Origin of the sequence: Micromonospora vinacea (assembly GCF_015751785.1) — a bacterium.
Lineage (GTDB): Bacteria > Actinomycetota > Actinomycetes > Mycobacteriales > Micromonosporaceae > Micromonospora > Micromonospora vinacea.
In genome coordinates this window covers 2630351-2647529 of sequence record NZ_JADOTY010000001.1, presented here as the reverse complement: position 1 = coordinate 2647529, position 17179 = coordinate 2630351, and the positions used below count along the sequence as shown (strand labels likewise).

The 17179-nt window shown below is 69.8% G+C and carries 17 protein-coding genes and 1 tRNA gene; 11 read left to right on the top strand and 7 right to left on the bottom strand.

The features are described 5' to 3' along the window. Nucleotides 1–35 precede the first annotated feature (35 nt). Nucleotides 36–413: an NADH-quinone oxidoreductase subunit A gene (locus IW249_RS12715; protein ID WP_196920915.1), complete on the bottom strand. Its 378-nt coding sequence runs from the start codon at nt 411–413 to the stop codon at nt 36–38. Nucleotides 414–542: 129 nt separating this feature from the next. Here IW249_RS12715 and IW249_RS12710 point away from each other — a divergent pair, with 129 nt between their 5' ends. The 3 genes from IW249_RS12710 to IW249_RS12700 all read left to right on the top strand — a co-directional run bounded on the left by IW249_RS12710 (nt 543) and on the right by IW249_RS12700 (nt 5176). Beyond that, nucleotides 543–2021, top strand: coding sequence for a hypothetical protein (locus IW249_RS12710; RefSeq protein ID WP_196920914.1), 1479 nt, complete (start codon nt 543–545; stop codon nt 2019–2021). A 280-nt stretch (nt 2022–2301) separates the two neighbouring features. Beyond that, nucleotides 2302–4149: a 2-oxoacid:acceptor oxidoreductase subunit alpha gene (locus IW249_RS12705; protein WP_196920913.1), complete on the top strand. Its 1848-nt coding sequence runs from the start codon at nt 2302–2304 to the stop codon at nt 4147–4149. Next, nucleotides 4142–5176: a 2-oxoacid:ferredoxin oxidoreductase subunit beta gene (locus tag IW249_RS12700; protein WP_196920912.1), complete on the top strand. Its 1035-nt coding sequence runs from the start codon at nt 4142–4144 to the stop codon at nt 5174–5176. The genes IW249_RS12705 and IW249_RS12700 overlap by 8 nt, the downstream gene beginning before the upstream one ends. A gap of 67 nt (nt 5177–5243) precedes the next feature. On the opposite strand, the gene IW249_RS12695 is transcribed toward IW249_RS12700, so the two are convergent. Continuing rightward, nucleotides 5244–5888 (bottom strand): FMN-dependent NADH-azoreductase, encoded by a 645-nt coding sequence (locus tag IW249_RS12695; RefSeq protein ID WP_231392500.1) that lies wholly within the window; start codon nt 5886–5888, stop codon nt 5244–5246. Nucleotides 5889–5970: 82 nt separating this feature from the next. Between IW249_RS12695 and IW249_RS12690 the strand changes: the two genes are divergently transcribed. Beyond that, nucleotides 5971–6450, top strand: a complete 480-nt coding sequence (locus tag IW249_RS12690; RefSeq protein WP_196920910.1) for a MarR family winged helix-turn-helix transcriptional regulator — start codon at nt 5971–5973, stop codon at nt 6448–6450. Between the two features lie 18 nt (nt 6451–6468). On the opposite strand, the gene IW249_RS12685 is transcribed toward IW249_RS12690, so the two are convergent. Further along, the gene (locus IW249_RS12685; protein WP_196920909.1) at nt 6469–7482 is read right to left on the bottom strand and encodes a potassium channel family protein; all 1014 of its coding nucleotides are present in this window, start codon (nt 7480–7482) and stop codon (nt 6469–6471) included. A 166-nt stretch (nt 7483–7648) separates the two neighbouring features. Here IW249_RS12685 and IW249_RS12680 point away from each other — a divergent pair, with 166 nt between their 5' ends. The 7 genes from IW249_RS12680 (at nt 7649) to IW249_RS12650 (ending at nt 13930) form a co-directional block, all read left to right on the top strand. After that, nucleotides 7649–8161: a SigE family RNA polymerase sigma factor gene (locus IW249_RS12680; protein ID WP_307788579.1), complete on the top strand. Its 513-nt coding sequence runs from the start codon at nt 7649–7651 to the stop codon at nt 8159–8161. Between the two features lie 10 nt (nt 8162–8171). Beyond that, nucleotides 8172–9290, top strand: coding sequence for a hypothetical protein (locus tag IW249_RS12675; RefSeq protein ID WP_196920908.1), 1119 nt, complete (start codon nt 8172–8174; stop codon nt 9288–9290). Between the two features lie 113 nt (nt 9291–9403). Continuing rightward, complete coding sequence (locus IW249_RS34995; RefSeq protein WP_196920907.1) at nt 9404–9901, top strand: helix-turn-helix domain-containing protein; 498 nt, start codon at nt 9404–9406, stop codon at nt 9899–9901. Nucleotides 9902–10038: 137 nt separating this feature from the next. Then, complete coding sequence (locus IW249_RS12665) at nt 10039–10638, top strand: ClpP family protease (protein WP_196920906.1); 600 nt, start codon at nt 10039–10041, stop codon at nt 10636–10638. A gap of 84 nt (nt 10639–10722) precedes the next feature. Continuing rightward, the gene (locus IW249_RS12660) at nt 10723–12039 is read left to right on the top strand and encodes a M23 family metallopeptidase (RefSeq protein ID WP_196920905.1); all 1317 of its coding nucleotides are present in this window, start codon (nt 10723–10725) and stop codon (nt 12037–12039) included. A gap of 203 nt (nt 12040–12242) precedes the next feature. Further along, nucleotides 12243–13163, top strand: a complete 921-nt coding sequence (locus IW249_RS12655; RefSeq protein ID WP_196920904.1) for an ATP-binding cassette domain-containing protein — start codon at nt 12243–12245, stop codon at nt 13161–13163. Then, nucleotides 13160–13930, top strand: a complete 771-nt coding sequence (locus tag IW249_RS12650; protein WP_196920903.1) for an ABC transporter permease — start codon at nt 13160–13162, stop codon at nt 13928–13930. The genes IW249_RS12655 and IW249_RS12650 overlap by 4 nt, the downstream gene beginning before the upstream one ends. 46 nt (nt 13931–13976) lie before the next feature. Here the strand turns inward: IW249_RS12650 and IW249_RS12645 are convergent, their stop codons facing one another. The 4 genes from IW249_RS12645 to IW249_RS12630 all read right to left on the bottom strand — a co-directional run bounded on the left by IW249_RS12645 (nt 13977) and on the right by IW249_RS12630 (nt 16497). Further along, on the bottom strand, nt 13977–14669 hold the full coding sequence (locus IW249_RS12645; protein WP_196920902.1) for a response regulator: 693 nt from the start codon (nt 14667–14669) through the stop codon (nt 13977–13979). Then, a complete protein-coding gene (locus tag IW249_RS12640; protein WP_196920901.1) occupies nt 14666–15838 on the bottom strand; it encodes a sensor histidine kinase in 1173 nt (390 codons plus the stop codon). Before IW249_RS12640 ends, IW249_RS12645 begins: the two co-directional genes overlap by 4 nt. 11 nt (nt 15839–15849) lie before the next feature. Then, nucleotides 15850–16161 carry a LuxR C-terminal-related transcriptional regulator gene (locus tag IW249_RS12635; RefSeq protein WP_196920900.1) on the bottom strand — a complete coding sequence of 104 codons (312 nt, stop codon included), beginning with the start codon at nt 16159–16161 and terminating at the stop codon, nt 15850–15852. A gap of 263 nt (nt 16162–16424) precedes the next feature. Further along, nucleotides 16425–16497, bottom strand: a tRNA-Arg gene (locus IW249_RS12630). Between the last annotated feature and the right edge of the window lie 682 nt (nt 16498–17179).

Below are 17179 nucleotides of genomic sequence, written 5' to 3'. Positions count from 1 at the left end.
GGGCCGGCCGACACGATCGCCGGAGGCCGTGGCGCTCAGGTCCAGCGGAGGATGTTCCTACGCCAGGCGTAGAGGATGCCGAGCGTGAGCACGGCCACGAACACCGCCATCTCCACCACCGTCACCAGACCGAAGCCCGGCCGGTCGAAGACCACCGCCCAGGGGAAGAGGAACACCGCCTCGACCGCGAACAGGACGTAGAGGTAGGCGTACACGTAGTAGCGGATCTGCATCTGCGCCCAGTCGGCACCGACCGGGTCGAGCCCGCACTCGTAGCTGGCCCGCTTGCCCGGCGGGTCGGCCGGACGCGCCGGGCGTAACACCCGGTTGGCTGAGAACGCCGTAACGAAGAAGACAACGCTGGCGAGCAGCAGGAGCCCGAGCGTCGCGTACGAGCCCAGGTATCCGGTCACAGTCGGCAGCCTACCGCTCGCCCAGACCGGCCGTCCCCAACACGTTACGGATTTGTTTCCGGATGGGACTAGTGCACTGGGGCAACTGTTACCGAATATTGGACACCCACCCATGTCACCGGAGGACAGATGGCCCGCGTGAAGGCACCGCCCGGTAGCCGGGCGGAGGGGCGGCGTTCCGCGCCCCTGCTGGCGGCCGCGCTCGCGCTCGGCCTGCTCACGGCGCTCGCCGTCGGGCCGGCCTGGGCCAGCGCGGCTGTGCCGGACGCGGACCCGGTCGTAACCTCCGGCGAACCGGTCAACGAGCCGGGCGGAGAAGAGCCCCCGACCACACCGGCGGAGGAGCCCACGCCGACCGAGGACCCGGGCGGTGAACCGGGCCCGACCGAGCCGGCGCCGGAGACCGGCGCGCCACCGCCGGAGACGACCCCACCCGCGCCGGTGACCACCGCCCCGGAGGTCCCACCGGCGCCGACCACCGTCGCGCCCGCGCCGGGCGGCACCACCCGACCGCCCAGCCCGGCTCCCCCGGTGCCATCGACCGCACCTCCGCTCCTGCCGACACCCCCGACTCCGCCGGTCCGCCCGCCCGCGCCGGGTTCGCCGGCGGCGCCGCAGAGCCCGCTGGGCGTGCAGGTCACCACCGGCGACGTCACCCTCACCGAGGCGTACTGGAACACCGCGAGCACCACCGCCACCCTCCAGGTCACTGTGCACAACACCGGTACCACAGCGGAACAGATCCGACTCTCGTACACGCTGCCCGCCGGGCTGACCGACGCCGGCACGAAGGGCTGCGCCGCCGCCGGTGGTGGGGCGTACCGCTGTGGGGCGTGGACCGCCGGGGCGGGCGCCCGGTTCAGCACGGTGCTGCGCCTGCGGGTGGCCGGCACGGCGTGGAAGCAGATGCCGCTCAGCGGGTCCGTCCAGGTCGTCGCGAACGCGTCGGGAGTGTCCGGAGAAGTGACCGACGACCAGGGCTTCGCTGTGCTCTTCCCGCCCGGCCCGCCGGTGCCCGGGATCGCGCTCGCCGCCGACGAGGTGGCCTTCGACATCAGCGGTGGCCCCAGCACCCTCACGCTCCGGCTGGGCAACGCCGGTGCGGTGGACGCCGCCGGCCGGGTCGAGGTCGTCCTGCCGGCCGGGGTGACAGTGCCGACCGCGCCGCTCGGCTGCGTGGCGGTCGACCCGACGCGTACCCGCTGCGACGCCGGCCTGGTGGTGGCCGGAACGACAGCCGAGGTGCAGCTGCCGGTGGAGGCGACGCCACAGGCCCAGCGGGAGGCGCCGTTGTCCGGTGCCGTGATCGGCCAACTCGATCCCCGCAGCGGCCCGACCCGTCGGGTGCAGATGAGCTTCCGGATCACCGCGGCCGCCGCCCTGGCCACGCCGGTGGTCTCCCCGCCCGCGCCGACCGGCTCACAGGGCGTACTCCCGGCCGGCGCCACGACCCGGGACGGCGGGTTGACCTCGGTGCAGCGCACCGCGGTCATCCTGATCGCGGTGTCCGCGCTCCTGGTGGTGCTGGCTCTCACGCTGGCCATGACCTCGCTGCGCCGCCGGTTCGGCGGCCCGCCGCCCGAGCCCGCGCCCCAGCCCGCCGACTGATCGACCGACGACCCCGGCGACAGGTGGCCGGGGTCGTCGGCGCGGTCGGGTGGTGATCTGAATTACGGCGGGCGGTACGTAACCCCGCAAAGGTGGGCATTTCGCGACCCGATCCGGTCCCAGTCGGCGGACCTCCGGGGATGGTTAGGGCTCCCTTAGACGTAGGCTCTGAGGTGAGGAACGACAGCGGCCGGACCAGCCTGGGGCGGTGCGGTGAAGCGTTGCGTCAAGGAGGTTCCGTGGCCGGGCAAGCCCCGCAGTCGCGAACGAAGGTGGCACAGTGACCAAGCAGATCCGTCAACTCGACCGGGTGGTCATCCGGTTCGCCGGTGACTCTGGCGACGGCATGCAGCTGACCGGCGACCGGTTCACCTCGGAGACGGCGCAGCTCGGCAACGACATCTCCACGCTGCCAAACTTCCCCGCCGAGATCCGCGCTCCCGCCGGCACCCTGCCCGGCGTGTCGAGCTTCCAGGTGCACTTCGCCGACTACGACATCCTCACGCCGGGCGACGCGCCCAACGTGCTGGTGGCGATGAACCCGGCGGCCCTCAAGGCCAACCTGGCCGATCTGCCGCGCGGCGCGGACATCATCGTCAACACCGACGAGTTCACCAAGCGCAATCTCGCGAAGGTCGGCTACCAGAGCAGCCCACTCGACGACGACTCGCTGGCCGGCTACGTCGTGCACCCGGTGGCGCTGACCTCGATGACCGTCGGCGCGCTCGCCGCCCACCAGGTGTCCAAGAAGGATGCCGAGCGCTCGAAGAACATGTTCGCGCTCGGCCTGCTCTCCTGGATGTACTCCCGGCCCTACGAGTCGACGCTGCGCTTCCTGGAGCGCAAGTTCGCCGCCCGCCCGGAGCTGGTCGCCGCGAACGTCGCCGCCTTCAAGGCCGGCTGGAACTTCGGCGAGACCACCGAGGACTTCGCGGTCCGCTACGAGGTCAAGCCGGCCAAGATGAAGCCGGGCACGTACCGCAACATCACCGGCAACGCGGCGCTCTCGCTGGGGCTTGTCGCCGCCGGGGTGCGCTCCGGGCTGCCGGTCTTCCTCGGGGCGTACCCGATCACGCCCGCGTCGGACATCCTGCACGAGCTGAGCAAGCACAAGCGCTTCGGTGTTCTCACTGTGCAGGCCGAGGACGAGATCGCCGCCGTCGGCGCCGCGCTGGGCGCCTCCTACGGCGGGTCGCTCGGTGTGACCACCACCAGCGGCCCCGGCGTGGCGCTCAAGAGCGAGACGATCTCGCTCGCGGTGGCGCTGGAGCTGCCGCTGGTCATCGTTGACGTGCAGCGCGCCGGCCCGTCGACCGGCATGCCGACCAAGACCGAGCAGGCCGACCTCAACATGGCGCTCTACGGTCGGCACGGCGAGGCGCCGGTCGCGGTGATCGCGCCCCGGTCACCGTCGGACTGCTTCTTCGCGGCACTGGAGGCGGCCCGGATCGCGCTGACCTACCGCACCCCGGTGATCCTGCTGTCCGACAACTACGTCGCCAACGGTTCCGAGCCGTGGCTGCTGCCCGACGTGGAGTCGCTGCCCGACCTGCGGGTCGAGTTCGCCACCAAGCCCAACGGCGAGGACGGCACCACCTTCCTGCCGTACCTGCGTGACCCGGAGACCCTGGCCCGGCCGTGGGCGATCCCCGGCACGGCGGGTCTGGAGCACCGGATCGGCGGTCTGGAGAAGGCCGACAAGACCGGCGACATCTCCTACGACCCGGCCAACCACGACTTCATGGTGCGCACCCGGGCCGCCCGGATCGAGACCATCCCGGTGCCGGACATCGAGGTGGAGGACCCGGACGGCGACGCCCGGGTGCTGGTCCTCGGCTGGGGCTCGACGTACGGGCCGATCGGCGCGGCGTGCCGCGGGGTACGCCAGCGCGGCCTCTCCATCGCCCAGGCGCACCTGCGGCACCTGGCACCGATGCCGGCCAACCTCGGTGAGGTGCTGCGCTCGTACGACAAGGTGGTCATCCCGGAGATGAACCTGGGCCAGCTCGCCCACGTCATCCGGGCCCGCTACCTGGTCGACGCGATCAGCTACAACCAGGTCCGCGGCCTTCCGTTCACGGCCGCCGAGCTGGAGACGACGCTGGAAGAGGTGCTGAAGAATGTCTGAGCCCGTCGCCGTCAAGCTCACCGCGAAGGACTTCAAGTCCGACCAGGAGGTGCGCTGGTGCCCCGGCTGCGGTGACTACGCGATCCTGGCGGCCATCCAGCAGTTCATGCCGGAGCTGAACATCCCCCGGGAGCGCACCGTCTTCGTCTCCGGGATCGGCTGCTCGTCCCGCTTCCCGTACTACATGAACACGTACGGGATGCACTCGATCCACGGTCGGGCCCCGGCGATCGCGACGGGCCTGTCGGTGTCCCGGCCGGACCTGTCGGTCTGGGTGGTCACCGGCGACGGCGACGCGCTCTCCATCGGTGGCAACCACCTGATCCACGCCCTACGGCGCAACGTCAACCTCAAGATCCTGCTGTTCAACAACCGGATCTACGGTCTGACCAAGGGTCAGTATTCTCCGACGTCCGAGGTCGGCAAGATCACCAAGTCGACCCCGGCCGGTTCGGCGGACGCCCCGTTCAATCCGCTGTCGCTCGCCCTCGGCGCGGAGGCCAGCTTCGTCGGCCGGACCATCGACTCCGACCGCAAGCACCTCCAGTCGGTGCTGCGGGCCGCCGCGGAACACGAGGGCTCGGCCTTCGTGGAGATCTACCAGAACTGCAACATCTTCAACGACGGGGCGTTCGAGCAGCTCAAGGACCCGTCCACCCGCGACGATTACCTGATCCGCCTGGAGCACGGGCAGCCGATCACCTTCGGCGCCGACGGGCGGTTCTGCGTGGTGCACCCGCCGGGCGGCTTCGGCCTGGAGGTACGGGACACCAACTCGGTCCGCCCGGAGGAGATCGTCGTGCACGACGCGACGGTCACCGACCCGGCGTACGCCTTCGCGCTGTCCCGGCTGCCCGGCCTGGACCTGCGCAACACCCCGATCGGGGTGTTCCGCTCGGTGGACCGCCCGTCCTACGACAGCGTGGTGCAGGCTCAGCTCGCGGCCGCCAAGGCGACTGTCACCGAGACCCCCGAGCAGCAGCTCGCCGGGCTGCTGGGCAGCGGCGACACCTGGACCATCCTCTGACCCGTCCGCACTGACGAGAGCGGCCGTCCCCGATCGGGGCGGCCGCTCTCGTCGTGTCGTCGCTGCCTCAGCGCTGGGCGCTGACCGGCGTCCAGAGGTTGTCGATCTCCTTTTCGGCCGCCGCGAGGCTCGCCTCGTGCAGCGGGATCAGCTCGGCCATCGCCGGCACCGATGGGGCCAGGGTCAGCTCGGCGCTGATGAACCGGGGCTGCATGCCGGTCATCGACAGACCGTGCGGGAGCCACGGCTCGGCGTGGTCCCAGCCGTAGCGAGGGGTGCCCTCGCCGTAGCCGCCACCCCGGGTGGCCAGCACCACGAACTCGCGTCCGCCGAGCAGACCCTCCTGCGTCGTCGGGTCGTACGCCAGCCCGGGAACGATCAGGTGGTCGACCCAGGACTTGACGCTGCTGGGCGCACCGAAGTTGTAGAGCGGCAGGCCGAGCAGCACCACGTCGGCCTGCTTCACCTCGTCGACCAGCCGCTCGCTGAGCTCCCAGGAGTCGCGCTGGGCGGGGGTGTGCTGGTCCGGGGGCGTCATCCGCGCCAGCCCACCGTCCGCGTCCAGGTGCGGCAGCGGTTCGGCACCCAGGTCCCGGTAGGCCACGGTGCCGTCCGGGTGGGCCGCACGCCATGCGTCCACCGCGCGGGCGGTGAGCCGCCGGCTGACCGACCAGTCACCGCGGATGCTCGAGTCAATATGCAGAAGATGCATCATTCCTCCTTCAGGGATCGTTCGTGAGGCACCAACTATTTATAGCAGGCCGATGTTCCGCTGAGTCGGTAGACTGGGTCACATGTCCGCGCAACCGCTCGACTCCTCAGAGCACCGCTCGGGCGCACTCCTGGACCATCTGGCCCGGCGGATGCGACTGCGGTCGGAGTCGGTGCTGGCGCCGCTGGGGCTACGCCCCCGGCATCTGGTCGCGCTCACAGTGCTTCGCGCCGGCGGCGGCACCGGTCAACAGGCGCTCGCCACCATCCTGGAAATGGACAGCACCAACATCGTGGGGCTGCTCAACGACCTTGAGGCGAAGCAGCTGATCGAGCGTCGGCGCTCCCCCGAGGATCGCCGCCGACACGTGGTCGAACTCACCGAAGATGGGGCGAAACGCCTCAGCGAGGCCGAATGCGCCCTGGCCGGCGCCGAGGACGAGGTGCTGGGCGCACTGGATCCCGCCGAGCGGGAGACGCTCTACAAGCTGCTCAGCCGGGCCTCCACCGGCACGGCGGTCAACTGCACCGAGGCGATCTGCGTCGCCGACGACACCTGCTGACGGCAGCGGCGGGACGACTCAGGCGGTCGTGGCCGACTGGGGGCGGTCGTCGCGTACGTGCACCAGCATGTCGCCGGTCTCGATCACCGCGCCGGCCCGGTCGGCCAGGGTGACCACCTTGCCCCGCCGCACCAGGGCGATCACCAACGACTCCAGCTCGCGCGGCGAGCGTCCCACCTCGTCCCGCTCCGCGGAACGCATCGCCAGCGCCATGCCCTGGCCGGGAGTGAGCAGATCCTCCACCACGTCGATCAGCGGTGGCGCCGAGGTGGACAGGCCGAGCAGCCGGCCCGCAGTGGCCGAGGAGACGATCACGTGGTGCGCGCCACTCTGCTTGAGCAGCGGGGCGTTCTCCGCCTCCCGCGCCGCCGCGATGATGCGGACCTGCCCGGCGGTGAGCTGCCGGACCGTCAGCGCGACCAGCACCGACGCGTCGTCACTGTCGGTCGCGATGATCACGGACTTCGCGCTCTTGACGTGCGCCTCGTTCAGCACCGACGAGCGGGTCGCCGAGCCCTCGATCGCCACCAGCCCGGCGGAGGTGGCCTGCCGCAGGGCGGCGGCGCTGCGCTCCACCACCACGATCCGCGAACGGTCCAGACCGTTCTCCATCAGGGCGGAGACGGCGCTACGCCCCTTGGTGCCGTAGCCGCAGATGATGACGTGGTCCTTCACGGCTCTCCTCCACCGCGACAGGCGACGGCCGGTCCGGTACTGCTCGGTCAGAACTTCCAGGGTGGTACCGACCAGGATGATAAGGAAGATCACTCGGGCCGGGGTGATGAAGAGGACGTTGACCAGCCGGGCCGACGGCGCGGCCGGGGTGATGTCCCCGTAGCCGGTGGTCGAGAGCGACACGACCGCGTAGTAGAAGCAGTCGAGGAGGGTGAGACCGTCCTCATTGACATCGCGGTAGCCGTCCCGGCCGAGGTAGACGGCGGCGACCACGGCGAAGACCAGGCCCAGGGCGGCGGCGAGCCGAAGGCTCAGCGCGCTCAGCGGGCCCCGGCGCTGCGCGGGAAAATGGATCACCGTCGAACCTGCTCCCCCGCCGTCGCCTGCACGCCCACAACATAGCGGGTGCACCGCCGTCCGCACGTCCGGGTCGCGGCGGACAACCGGCGGCGCCCCCGTACCCGACTACCGGACGACAACGACGAACCGGTGCAGGCCGGCAGACGGAGGGGGCGCGACCCTCGTGACGACGAGCGGCAGACGACGAGCCGAGGCCGACGACGAATACACCGAGTACGTCCGTTCTCGGATGGTGCAGTGGCGGCGCACCGCCTACCTGATGTGCGGGGACTGGGACCGGGGCGACGACATCCTGCAACGGGTGCTCACCGAGCTGTACCGCTCGTGGGCCCGGGCCCGGCAGGCCGATCACCTGGACGCGCTCGTCCGCACCATGTTGGTCCGGCGACTGATCGACGAACGGCGATTGCGGTGGGCCCGGGTACGCCTCGGCTCCGCGCTGCCCGACGTGTCCCGGGCCTTTCCCGACCCGACCGACCGGATCACTCTGGTGAGCGCGCTGCGGCAGGTGCCGCCGCGGCAACGTGCGGTGCTGGTGCTGCGGTACTTCCAGGACCTCAGCGTCGAGGAGACCGCCCGGGCCATGGGCTGTTCGACGGGGACTGTGAAGAGCCAGACCGCCAAGGGCCTGGCCACCCTCCGCACCCTGCTCATCCCCACCCTGACCGGCAACTGAGAGGAGCGACATGCTTGACGAACGCCAGATTGGCGACCTGATGCTGACCGAGATCGAATCGGCCGAGCGACCCTCCGCCGTGCTGGACGTGGAGCGTGCGATGAGCACCGCACGGCGGCAACGCCGACTCGCCCAGGGAGCTGGCGCCGCGCTGCTGGCGGTGGCGCTGACCGTCGGCGGGCTCACCGTCCCCGACCTGCTGACCCCGGACCGGCCGCCGGCCCCCACTCCGCTCGGCGCGGCGCCCGTCGATGGCCAGACCGGCCTGCCGGTCGCGCTCACCACCGTCGACCCACAGCGGGTGTACGTCCGGTTCGGCTGGCTTCCGGACGGGATGCGGGATCTCCAGTACCAGGCCGGGCTGCTCCTCTCCGGCCAGGGTGTGCACCTCGGCGCGTCCAACGGCCGCACCGACGACCAGCGGCAGTTCGTGACTGTCTCGCTCCTCCCCAAGGGCGTGGAGCCGTCGGCACCGCAGCGGAACAGCGGTGAGCCCGCCGTGGCCGGCGACTCCGAGCGAGGTCCCCGACTGAACGGCGGGGACAGCGTCTTCGCCAGCTACTCGGGCGCCGAGAAGCCGGAGGCGATTCTGTGCTGGCAGTACGCCCCGGACGGCTGGGCGCAGGTGCGGGTGTTCGGGACCGGATCGGACGTGCGGAAGACGGCGACGCAGGTAGCGCGGTCTCTGCGTTTCGGCACCGACACCATTCCGATGCCGGCGACAGTGGCGGGCGTACCGGCCGGGCTGCGGTTGATCACCGTCAACGTGCACGAGTCACTCGACGAGCCCAACTACTGGGACGCCGGGTGGACCTGGACTCAGGAGCCGGCCACCGCCGACCCCGGCCGGCAGCGGGCCCGGACGCTGGCCGTCGTCGTCGCCCGCTACCGCAACGTCACCGACCCGACCGACAGGGCGTTCGTCGACCCGAACACCACACTGGACGGGCACCCGGCGCGGTTCACCGAGGGAGACGGCAACGAGTCGTTGACCGTCTACGACGTGAACGGGGCGAACGTGTCGATCGACGACAGCGCCCTGCTCCCCACCGGTGGCACTCGGGCCCTGTTCCCGATGGTCACGCTGGTGGCCGAGCCGGCCGCCTGGCACACCCACCTGCACCGGTGAGAGCCCCGGGCCCGCGCCGTCGGAGCGGCGCGGGCCCGGACGGGTCGGCCCGAACGGCTGCGGACGGGCATGATGAGGGTGTTCCCGACGACGACCGCGAAAGTGAGGCCGGCATGTCGTTGCTGCGACGAGTCATCGGCGGAGTGCTTCGCCGCCACCGCCAGCGTCAGGGCCGCACGCTGCGCGAGGTGGCCGCGTCGGCAGACGTCTCCGTGCCCTACCTCTCGGAGGTCGAGCGGGGCCGCAAGGAGGCCTCGTCGGAGGTGCTGGCGGCGATCTGCCGGGCCCTCGGCATCAGCCTCGCCGACCTGCTCGGCGAGGCCCGCGACGACATGCGCAGGGTCGAGCCCCGCCTCCCGGCCGCGCCGCGCGCCGCGCTCACCCACCTGGAGCGGGTCGATGCGACTCGGCGGGAGATCGGCAACGCCACACTGCTGGTGGGTCCACGTGTCAGCGGGTTCTTCCTGCATCGCGGGCCGGTGGCGAGCGAGCCGACCCTCAGCGTCGACGGAAAAGCCTCCGCTGGTGGCTCGTGCCCCGGTCCGCGTACCGCCGCCCTGGCTGACAGCGCACAGACCCGGCTCGGCCTGCGGCGGCTGACCGCCGCGTAGGCCGCGCGGGTTCTGCCGTCGGCGGATCTGCCGGCGGCAGAATCACTGGGCCAGCCACCGCCGTCGCCCGCACGCTGAAGGGGCCGGTCCACCGGGCGGTCCCCGCCGCCCGCCGGCACGGTGGAAGGCGGCGGCACATGATGAGGTACGGCGCACTGATGCTGGAGAGCGCGCAGCCAACCTTCGGCGACCATGTGTTCGAGCGGCTGCTGCGGGAGCGGATCGTCTTCCTCGGCACCGAGGTGACGGAGGAGTCGGCCAACCAGATCTGCGCGCAGATCCTGCTGCTCGCCGCCGAGGACGCCGACCGGGACATCTACCTCTACATCAACTCGCCGGGCGGTTCGGTGAGCGCGGGGATGGCGGTCTACGACACGATGCGCTACGTCCGCAACGACGTGGCGACGCTGGCGCTCGGCTTCGCCGGCTCGATGGGGCAGTTCCTGCTCTGCGCGGGCGCGGCCGGCAAGCGGTACGCGTTGCCGCACTCGCGGGTCATGATGCACCAGCCGTCTGGCGGAATGGGCGGAACGGCCTCGGACATCACCATCCAGGCGGAGAACATGCTGCACGTGAAGCGGACGATGCAGGAGCTGATCGCCCAGCACAGTGGACGGACGCTCGACGAGATCCAGCGGGACTGGGACCGGGACCGTTGGTTCACCGCCGAGCAGGCCCGAGAATATGGCCTCATCGACCAGGTGATCACCCGAGCCGAACAGCTGCCAACGCTCTGATCAACGTCTGGTGGCAGCGGTATCGCCGGACGTCCCCACCCATTAGCCTCCGTAGATATCTTGGCGGGCGTAGAAGGAGTGGGAATGACGGACGGTTACGAGCGCAGCTGCTGCGGCGACGACACGCCCACCTCCGCGGTGGGTCGCCGCACCATGTTGCGCGCGGTGGTGCTGGGCGCGGGCGCCATCAGCACCGGCGGCCTGCTGGTCCCCCAGGCCGCACAGGCCGCCCCGGCGATCTACAACCCGTTCAGCGCCTACCCGATCACCGACACCTGGGAGGGTCACCTCCGTCGCGGGTCACTCGGTGGCATCGACTTCGGGATGGGGGTGGGCACGGCGCTGCCGGCGTGCGGCGCCGGCACCATCCAGAACATCCCGAACAACGGCTCGGGCGGGCACACCGTCACGATCCAGCACGCGGACGGGTACCGCAGCCAGTACCTGCACCTGTCGCAGTTCCTGCTGGCCAACGGCACCAGCGTGGGTGCGGGCACGATCGTGGGCCGCTCCGGCGGCGCGGCCGGCGCACCCGGCTCGGGCAGCTCGACGGGCCCGCACCTGCACTGGCACATGATCGACCCGGCCGGTACCCGGATCAGCCCGCTGGTCTTCATCCAGCAGAACCCGGCCGACCAGCCCCGTCAGGTGTTCGAGGCGGCCAGCAACGCCGGCTGGCGCGCCCTGCCGGTCTCCGGCAGCGCGGGTGCGGTGACCGGCACGGCGACGGCCGCGATCACAGTGGGATCCACGAAGATCCTCTACACCCTCAACGGCGGCCGGATCCACGAGGCCGCCAGCAACGCCGGCTGGACCAACCTGTGGACCGGCATCCACGGCGCACAGGGCACCGCCCTGGCCGCGATCACCCTCGACGGCGTGAAGCTGGTCTACAACGTCGTCGACGGGTACGTGCACGAGGCCGCCAGCAACAACAGTTGGCGCAACCTCAACACCGGTATCGGCGGGGCAAGCTCGTCCTCGATCTCGGTGATCGCGCTGAACGGCGTCAAGTACATCTACAGCATCGTCGGCGGTTACGTACACGAGGCGCACAGCGCCAATGCCTGGCGGAACCTGAACACGGGCATCCCGGCGTCGGCGGTAGCGGCGATCACAGTGGGCAGCACGAAGATCCTCTACACAGTGAACGGCGGCCGGATCTACGAGGCCGCCAGCAACGCCGGCTGGGCCAACCTGTGGACCGGCGTCTACGGCGCGCAGGGCACCTCGCTGGCCGCGCTCACCGTCAACGGGGTGAAGCACATCTACAACGTCGTCGACGGCTGGGTGCACGAGGCCGCCAGCAACAACGGCTGGCGCAACCTCAACAGCGGGGTCCGCGGGACCCGGGCAACTGCTCTGGGGCTGGACGGGGTCAAACTCCTCTACGCTGCGTGAGTCGCCCTCCGCCCCTCGATCCCTTCGGGGTCGATGAGGGCTTGCCGGCAGAGCACCACTTTCTTGCAGAGCCCGCGCAGCGAGCCGATCACGTTTGGTGATCGCGCTGGCGTGCCGAGAGGGAGCTCGCAGCCGCACAGCCATGGGCATTGTCAAACCGTGGTCTGACGCGGCGGACAGGGCTCCGTCGTCAGGCTGAGGGCATGATCGAGGCGACTGAGCTGACCAAGCACTACGGTGCCAAAACTGCCGTCGACGGGCTCACCTTCACGGTGACGCCAGGGCGGGTCACCGGCTTTCTCGGGCCCAACGGGGCCGGGAAGTCCACCACCATGCGGCTCATGCTGCAACTGGACCGGCCCACGTCGGGGCACGTCAGAATCAACGGCAAGGAGTACGGCGAACTGACCGAGCCCCTACGGCAGGTCGGTGCGCTTCTGGAGAGCCGCGCGGCGCACCCTGGGAGATCCGCGTACCACCATCTGCTCAGCCTGGCGACCAGCAACCGCATCTCGCGGCAGCGAGTGCGTCAGGTGATCGAGATGGTCGGGCTGGAGAGCGTCGCCAGCAAGCGGGTTCGGGGGTTCTCGCTGGGCATGACACAGCGGCTCGGGCTGGCCGCCGCGCTGCTCGGCGATCCCCCAGTGCTGTTGCTGGACGAGCCGATCAACGGGCTCGACCCGGAGGGGGTCCGGTGGATCCGGCAGCTGTTGACGGGGCTGGCAGCCGAGGGGCGCACGGTGCTGCTGTCCAGCCATCTGATGACCGAGATGGCGGCCACCGCCGATCACCTGATCATCATCGGCCGGGGGCGGATGCTCGCCGACATCCCGACAAGTGACTTCGTGGCCCAGCATGCGGGTTCGTACATCCGGCTGCGCTCACCCGAGGCTGCGCGCCTACGCAGCGCCCTGACCGCCCGGGGGATCCAGGTAACCGAGGCGGGGGACGGCACACTGCACGCGCTGGGCGCCGAGCTGGAGCAGATCGGCGCGGTCGGCCGGGACGAAGGCGTGATAATCACCGAGCTCACGCCCTGTACTGCCTCGCTGGAGGACGCGTTCATCAAGTTGACAGCCGATGCCGTCGAGTATCGCGGCGGGATCACGGAGGCAAGCCGGTGAGCAGCAACACGGTACCCGCAGTCCTGCACTCGGAATGGATCAAGGCACGGTCAACGGTGGGCAGTCTGGTGACGCTGCCACTGGCGCTGGTCATCAGTCTCGGTCTGGCACTGGCAGGCGGCTTGTCCACCCGAAACGCCATCGACAGCGGTAGCAACATGCTGGCGTCGGACTTCAACCCCATCAACTCGGGGTTCAACGCCCTTTTTTACGGCAATCTGGCCTTCGTCGTGTTCGCGGTGCTCGTGTTCAGTTCCGAGTACACGAGCGGGATGATCCGCGCCTCGCTGGCGGCGGTGCCCACCCGGGGCCTGTTCTACCTGGCCAAGCTGTTGGTCGTGGCGGCAGTCGCGCTGATCGTCGGCGGGACAGCCGTGATCGCGTCGTTTCTGATCACCGAGAGTGCGTTGGGACCACATGGGGCGAGCCTGTCCGACCCCGGGGCCACGCGGGCCGTACTCGGCGGAGTCGCGTACGTCGTACTGATCAACGTCTTCTCCGCCGCAGTCGCGGCATTGCTACGCAGCACCGCACTGACACTGGGCATCCTCATGCCGCTGTTCTTCGTGGTGGGGCCGGCGCTCGGCACGATCTCCGGCACCAAGCCGGTAGCGCAATTCCTACCGGACCAGGCCGGCATGCGCGCGATGCAGGTGACGGCCGACTCGGGCGAACTGACCGCCGGGCAGGGGATCCTCGTGCTTCTACTCTGGACGCTCACGGCCGCAGCAATGGGGTACTGGTTGATCCGTCGCCGTGATGCATGACAGATGCCCCCTCCGCACTGACGCATGACGGCTGACCCGACCTCGCTCAGAGAAGCCCTCCGCGATGCCGGCTGACCTCGGCCTGCGCCCCGGCACTGACCAGCCCGTTCTCGTAGGCGGCGATCACCAGTTGGGCGCGGTCGCGGAGACTGAGCTTGGCCAGGATCCGGTTGAGGTGAGTCTTCACGGTGGCCATGCTGATGTGCTCGCGGTCGCAGATCTGGGTATTCGAGAGGCCGTTGGCGACAAGCGTCAGGATCTCGCGCTCCCGGTTCGTCAGGACATCCAGGCGAGCCGTGTCGGAAATGGCCTCGGGCGCACTGAATCGAGCGATCATCCGTCGGGTGACGCTGGGCGCGAAGAGCGCGTGCCCGCCAGCCACCACGTGGACGGCTGCCAGCAGATCTGCGGGGGCGATGTCCTTGAGCAGGAAGCCGCTCGCAACGGCGCGCAGGGCCGAATAGACGTACGGGTCCAGGTCGAACATGGTCAGAATCAAGATCCGGACGTCCGTGGTGGCCTGGTCGCCGGTGATCAGGCGAGTGGCCTCAAGGCCGTCGGTGTGCGGCATGCGCACGTCCATGAGCATGACGTCCGGCCGCCTGCTCTTCGCCAGCCGGACCGCGGCCGCGCCGTCCTCCGCCTCCCCGACGACCGTGCACTCCGGATCGGAGTTCACCAGCAGGCGGAAGCTCTCGCGCAACACGGGCTCGTCATCGGCGATCGCGACCCGGATCACCGCTGACCATCCATTGGTGCGTGCGGAATCTTCACCTGGACCTGGAAGCCGCCGGCCGCCAGCGGCCCGGCCGTCATATCACCGTTGTGCATCTCCACCCGCTCCCGCATACCGGCCAGGCCGAACCCCTCCGCTGCGGAACGGCGGATCGGCCGGCCGTCCACCGGTCCGTCGTCCGCGACCTCGACGAGGAGCTCACTCCCGGTGCTCCGGATCGTCAGGCTGCAGCGGGTCGGCCCGACGTGCTTGATGACGTTGGTCAGTGCCTCCTGGACGATCCGGTAAGCGGTCAGCGACACGCCCGACGGGACATCGTCCTGCTCCGGCAGTTCGCTCCGGACGGTCAGGCCGGCCTTCTCGGCACGGCGCACCAGCGCGGGGACGTCGGGCAAACCAGGAGCCGGTCCGCGGGGTTCGTCGCTGTCCCGGAGAAGCCGGAGTGCCTGCCGCATCTCGGCGAGAGCCTCGCGGCTGACCTGCTCGATGACTGCGAGCGAGGCCAGCGTCTCCGCCGGCCGGTCCCGAGCCAGGTGCCGTGTCACCGCTGCCTTGACCGCGATCACCCCCAGGTTGTGCGTCACGATGTCATGCACCTCGCGGGCAATTCGTAGTCGTTCGTCGGAGACCGCTCGCTCAACCCGGTCCTCAGCGCGCCAGACCGCGTACGCTCGCCGCTGCGCAACAGCGATTCCAGCGGCCCAGGAGGCTCCGACCAGGGCGAGGCCTGGCAGCAGTGTTCCGAATCGACTCGGCCACGGTTGGGGCGACCCGGTGGCGACGGCCAGAAACGTCAGAACCGCGCTGGACGACACGATCACCAGCCAGCTGCGACGGCTCCGATGACCACCGATGGCCGCAGCCGTGTAAGCGGTGAGGGCGACCGCGAGGAGCGGGTCCGGCAGAATCCCCAATGACACGCTGACGATCGATGCGAGGGCGACGCTCGCGAAGACTGGCATTGGCCAGACCCTGCGGACTGCGACGGGGAGTGCGATCAGGGAGACCAGAACGGCGTGCAGCCAGTCGGGAAGCGTGCTCGACCGGGGCAGGGCGGTCAGGTAGACAGTGGCGAGCAGCCCGGCGACGACGACGTCGACGGCGACCAACTCGCTGTGGGTCAGCGGCCGAACCGGCAGCCGGGCACCTTCTACCGCTCCCTTCGGGTGCACGAACGCCCCTTCTAAGCAAGGTCCCCGGAGAGACCCATCAATCTACGTGCCACCAGCGCCGCGCGGAGCCGATCCTGCACGCCGAGCTTCAAGAATATTCGGCTGAGGTGATTTCGGGCCATGCGCTCCGAAATGTTCAATCTCCGCGCAATACCGCGATTGTTCTGGCCATCCGCCAATAACGCAACCACCTCACGCTCCCGGTTGGTCAGCGAGTCCAATAGGCCCTCCGCAGACGGTGGCGCGGAGTTCCTCTCCTGCCCCGCCAGTGCGGCCAGGCGTGGTGCCGCCGAACCGGTTCTTCCAGTGCCGCCTCCTAGCATCGAAGCCGGGGAATGCGCGAACCGTTACGTCGAGGGCTCCGCGACCCGCCGGGCACGTTAACGGCATCAATAGTGGGAGTACCAGCAAAACTGAACGTTGACTCACCTCCCTGGCTTTTGATACTCAGGGGCCGTCGGCGCACAGTCGCCATTGCCGGGAACGACTCCGTGACCAGGCTGCCGAATTCCCGGTTTCCCATCGGATTCGCGCGAAATGATGCAGAGGACCGACAAGCAACCACCACGGCTGCCAGCCTTCGAGGTGCCCCCGGCAGGATTCGAACCTGCGACACACGGTTTAGGAAACCGATGCTCTATCCCCTGAGCTACGGGGGCGCGAGGGCCAAGTCTAGCGACCTTGGGGTTCGCCTGGGGTGGCAGGGAGTGGCCCACGATCACCCACGTCACCCGAACCCCTGTTCTCCCAGCCCAGGGAGTCTCTACGCGAGTTCGCATGGCGCCGACCCTGCTGATCTTGGCGGTCTGGGCTGGTAGGGGTCCTGTCGCGGATGCAGGCCCAGAGGACGTTGAGGCGTTGTCTGGACAAGGGACCGGCGAGGAACAAGGCACCCTCGCGGCAGCGATGCACGCCGACGCCGGACCCCGTCGAGCGCTGTTCATCCACGAGACCACATTCCAACCCGGTGACGTCGATCTTGACGCACTCGGCGCGCTCGCCGAGGTGCACCGGCGACTGGCCCTCGACGAGAACCGCAACATCCAGATCGTCGATGATGTATCCGCGCCGCCTCGGCAAGGACGTCGCCGAGGTCCACGACTACCGCGCCCCGGCCTCACCCATCCTCGCCGCCTCACTCTCACGCCGCATGCCCGGATACAGGGCACTCGGCTTCACCCGGACCTGAACGCACCGCACGGGGCGTCTGTCGTAATTCAGGGAAGAGCCAGCGCGCCGCCTCAGCGGTCCCGCAGATCGAATACCGATGACCCGCATTCCGAACACGGCGTGAGCCGCAAATTGAACGCGGCAACCCTCGCAGATCGAAACCACCCCGGT

Coding starts and splice junctions, on each gene's coding strand:
- IW249_RS12710 (WP_196920914.1), top strand. CDS start 543: ATGGCCCGCGTGAAGGCACCGCCCGGTAGCCGGGCGGAGGGGCGGCGT.
- IW249_RS12700 (WP_196920912.1), top strand. CDS start 4,142: ATGTCTGAGCCCGTCGCCGTCAAGCTCACCGCGAAGGACTTCAAGTCC.
- IW249_RS12695 (WP_231392500.1), bottom strand. CDS start 5,888: ATGCATCTTCTGCATATTGACTCGAGCATCCGCGGTGACTGGTCGGTC.
- IW249_RS12690 (WP_196920910.1), top strand. CDS start 5,971: ATGTCCGCGCAACCGCTCGACTCCTCAGAGCACCGCTCGGGCGCACTC.
- IW249_RS12675 (WP_196920908.1), top strand. CDS start 8,172: ATGCTTGACGAACGCCAGATTGGCGACCTGATGCTGACCGAGATCGAA.
- IW249_RS34995 (WP_196920907.1), top strand. CDS start 9,404: ATGTCGTTGCTGCGACGAGTCATCGGCGGAGTGCTTCGCCGCCACCGC.
- IW249_RS12665 (WP_196920906.1), top strand. CDS start 10,039: ATGATGAGGTACGGCGCACTGATGCTGGAGAGCGCGCAGCCAACCTTC.
- IW249_RS12660 (WP_196920905.1), top strand. CDS start 10,723: ATGACGGACGGTTACGAGCGCAGCTGCTGCGGCGACGACACGCCCACC.
- IW249_RS12655 (WP_196920904.1), top strand. CDS start 12,243: ATGATCGAGGCGACTGAGCTGACCAAGCACTACGGTGCCAAAACTGCC.
- IW249_RS12635 (WP_196920900.1), bottom strand. CDS start 16,161: ATGCTAGGAGGCGGCACTGGAAGAACCGGTTCGGCGGCACCACGCCTG.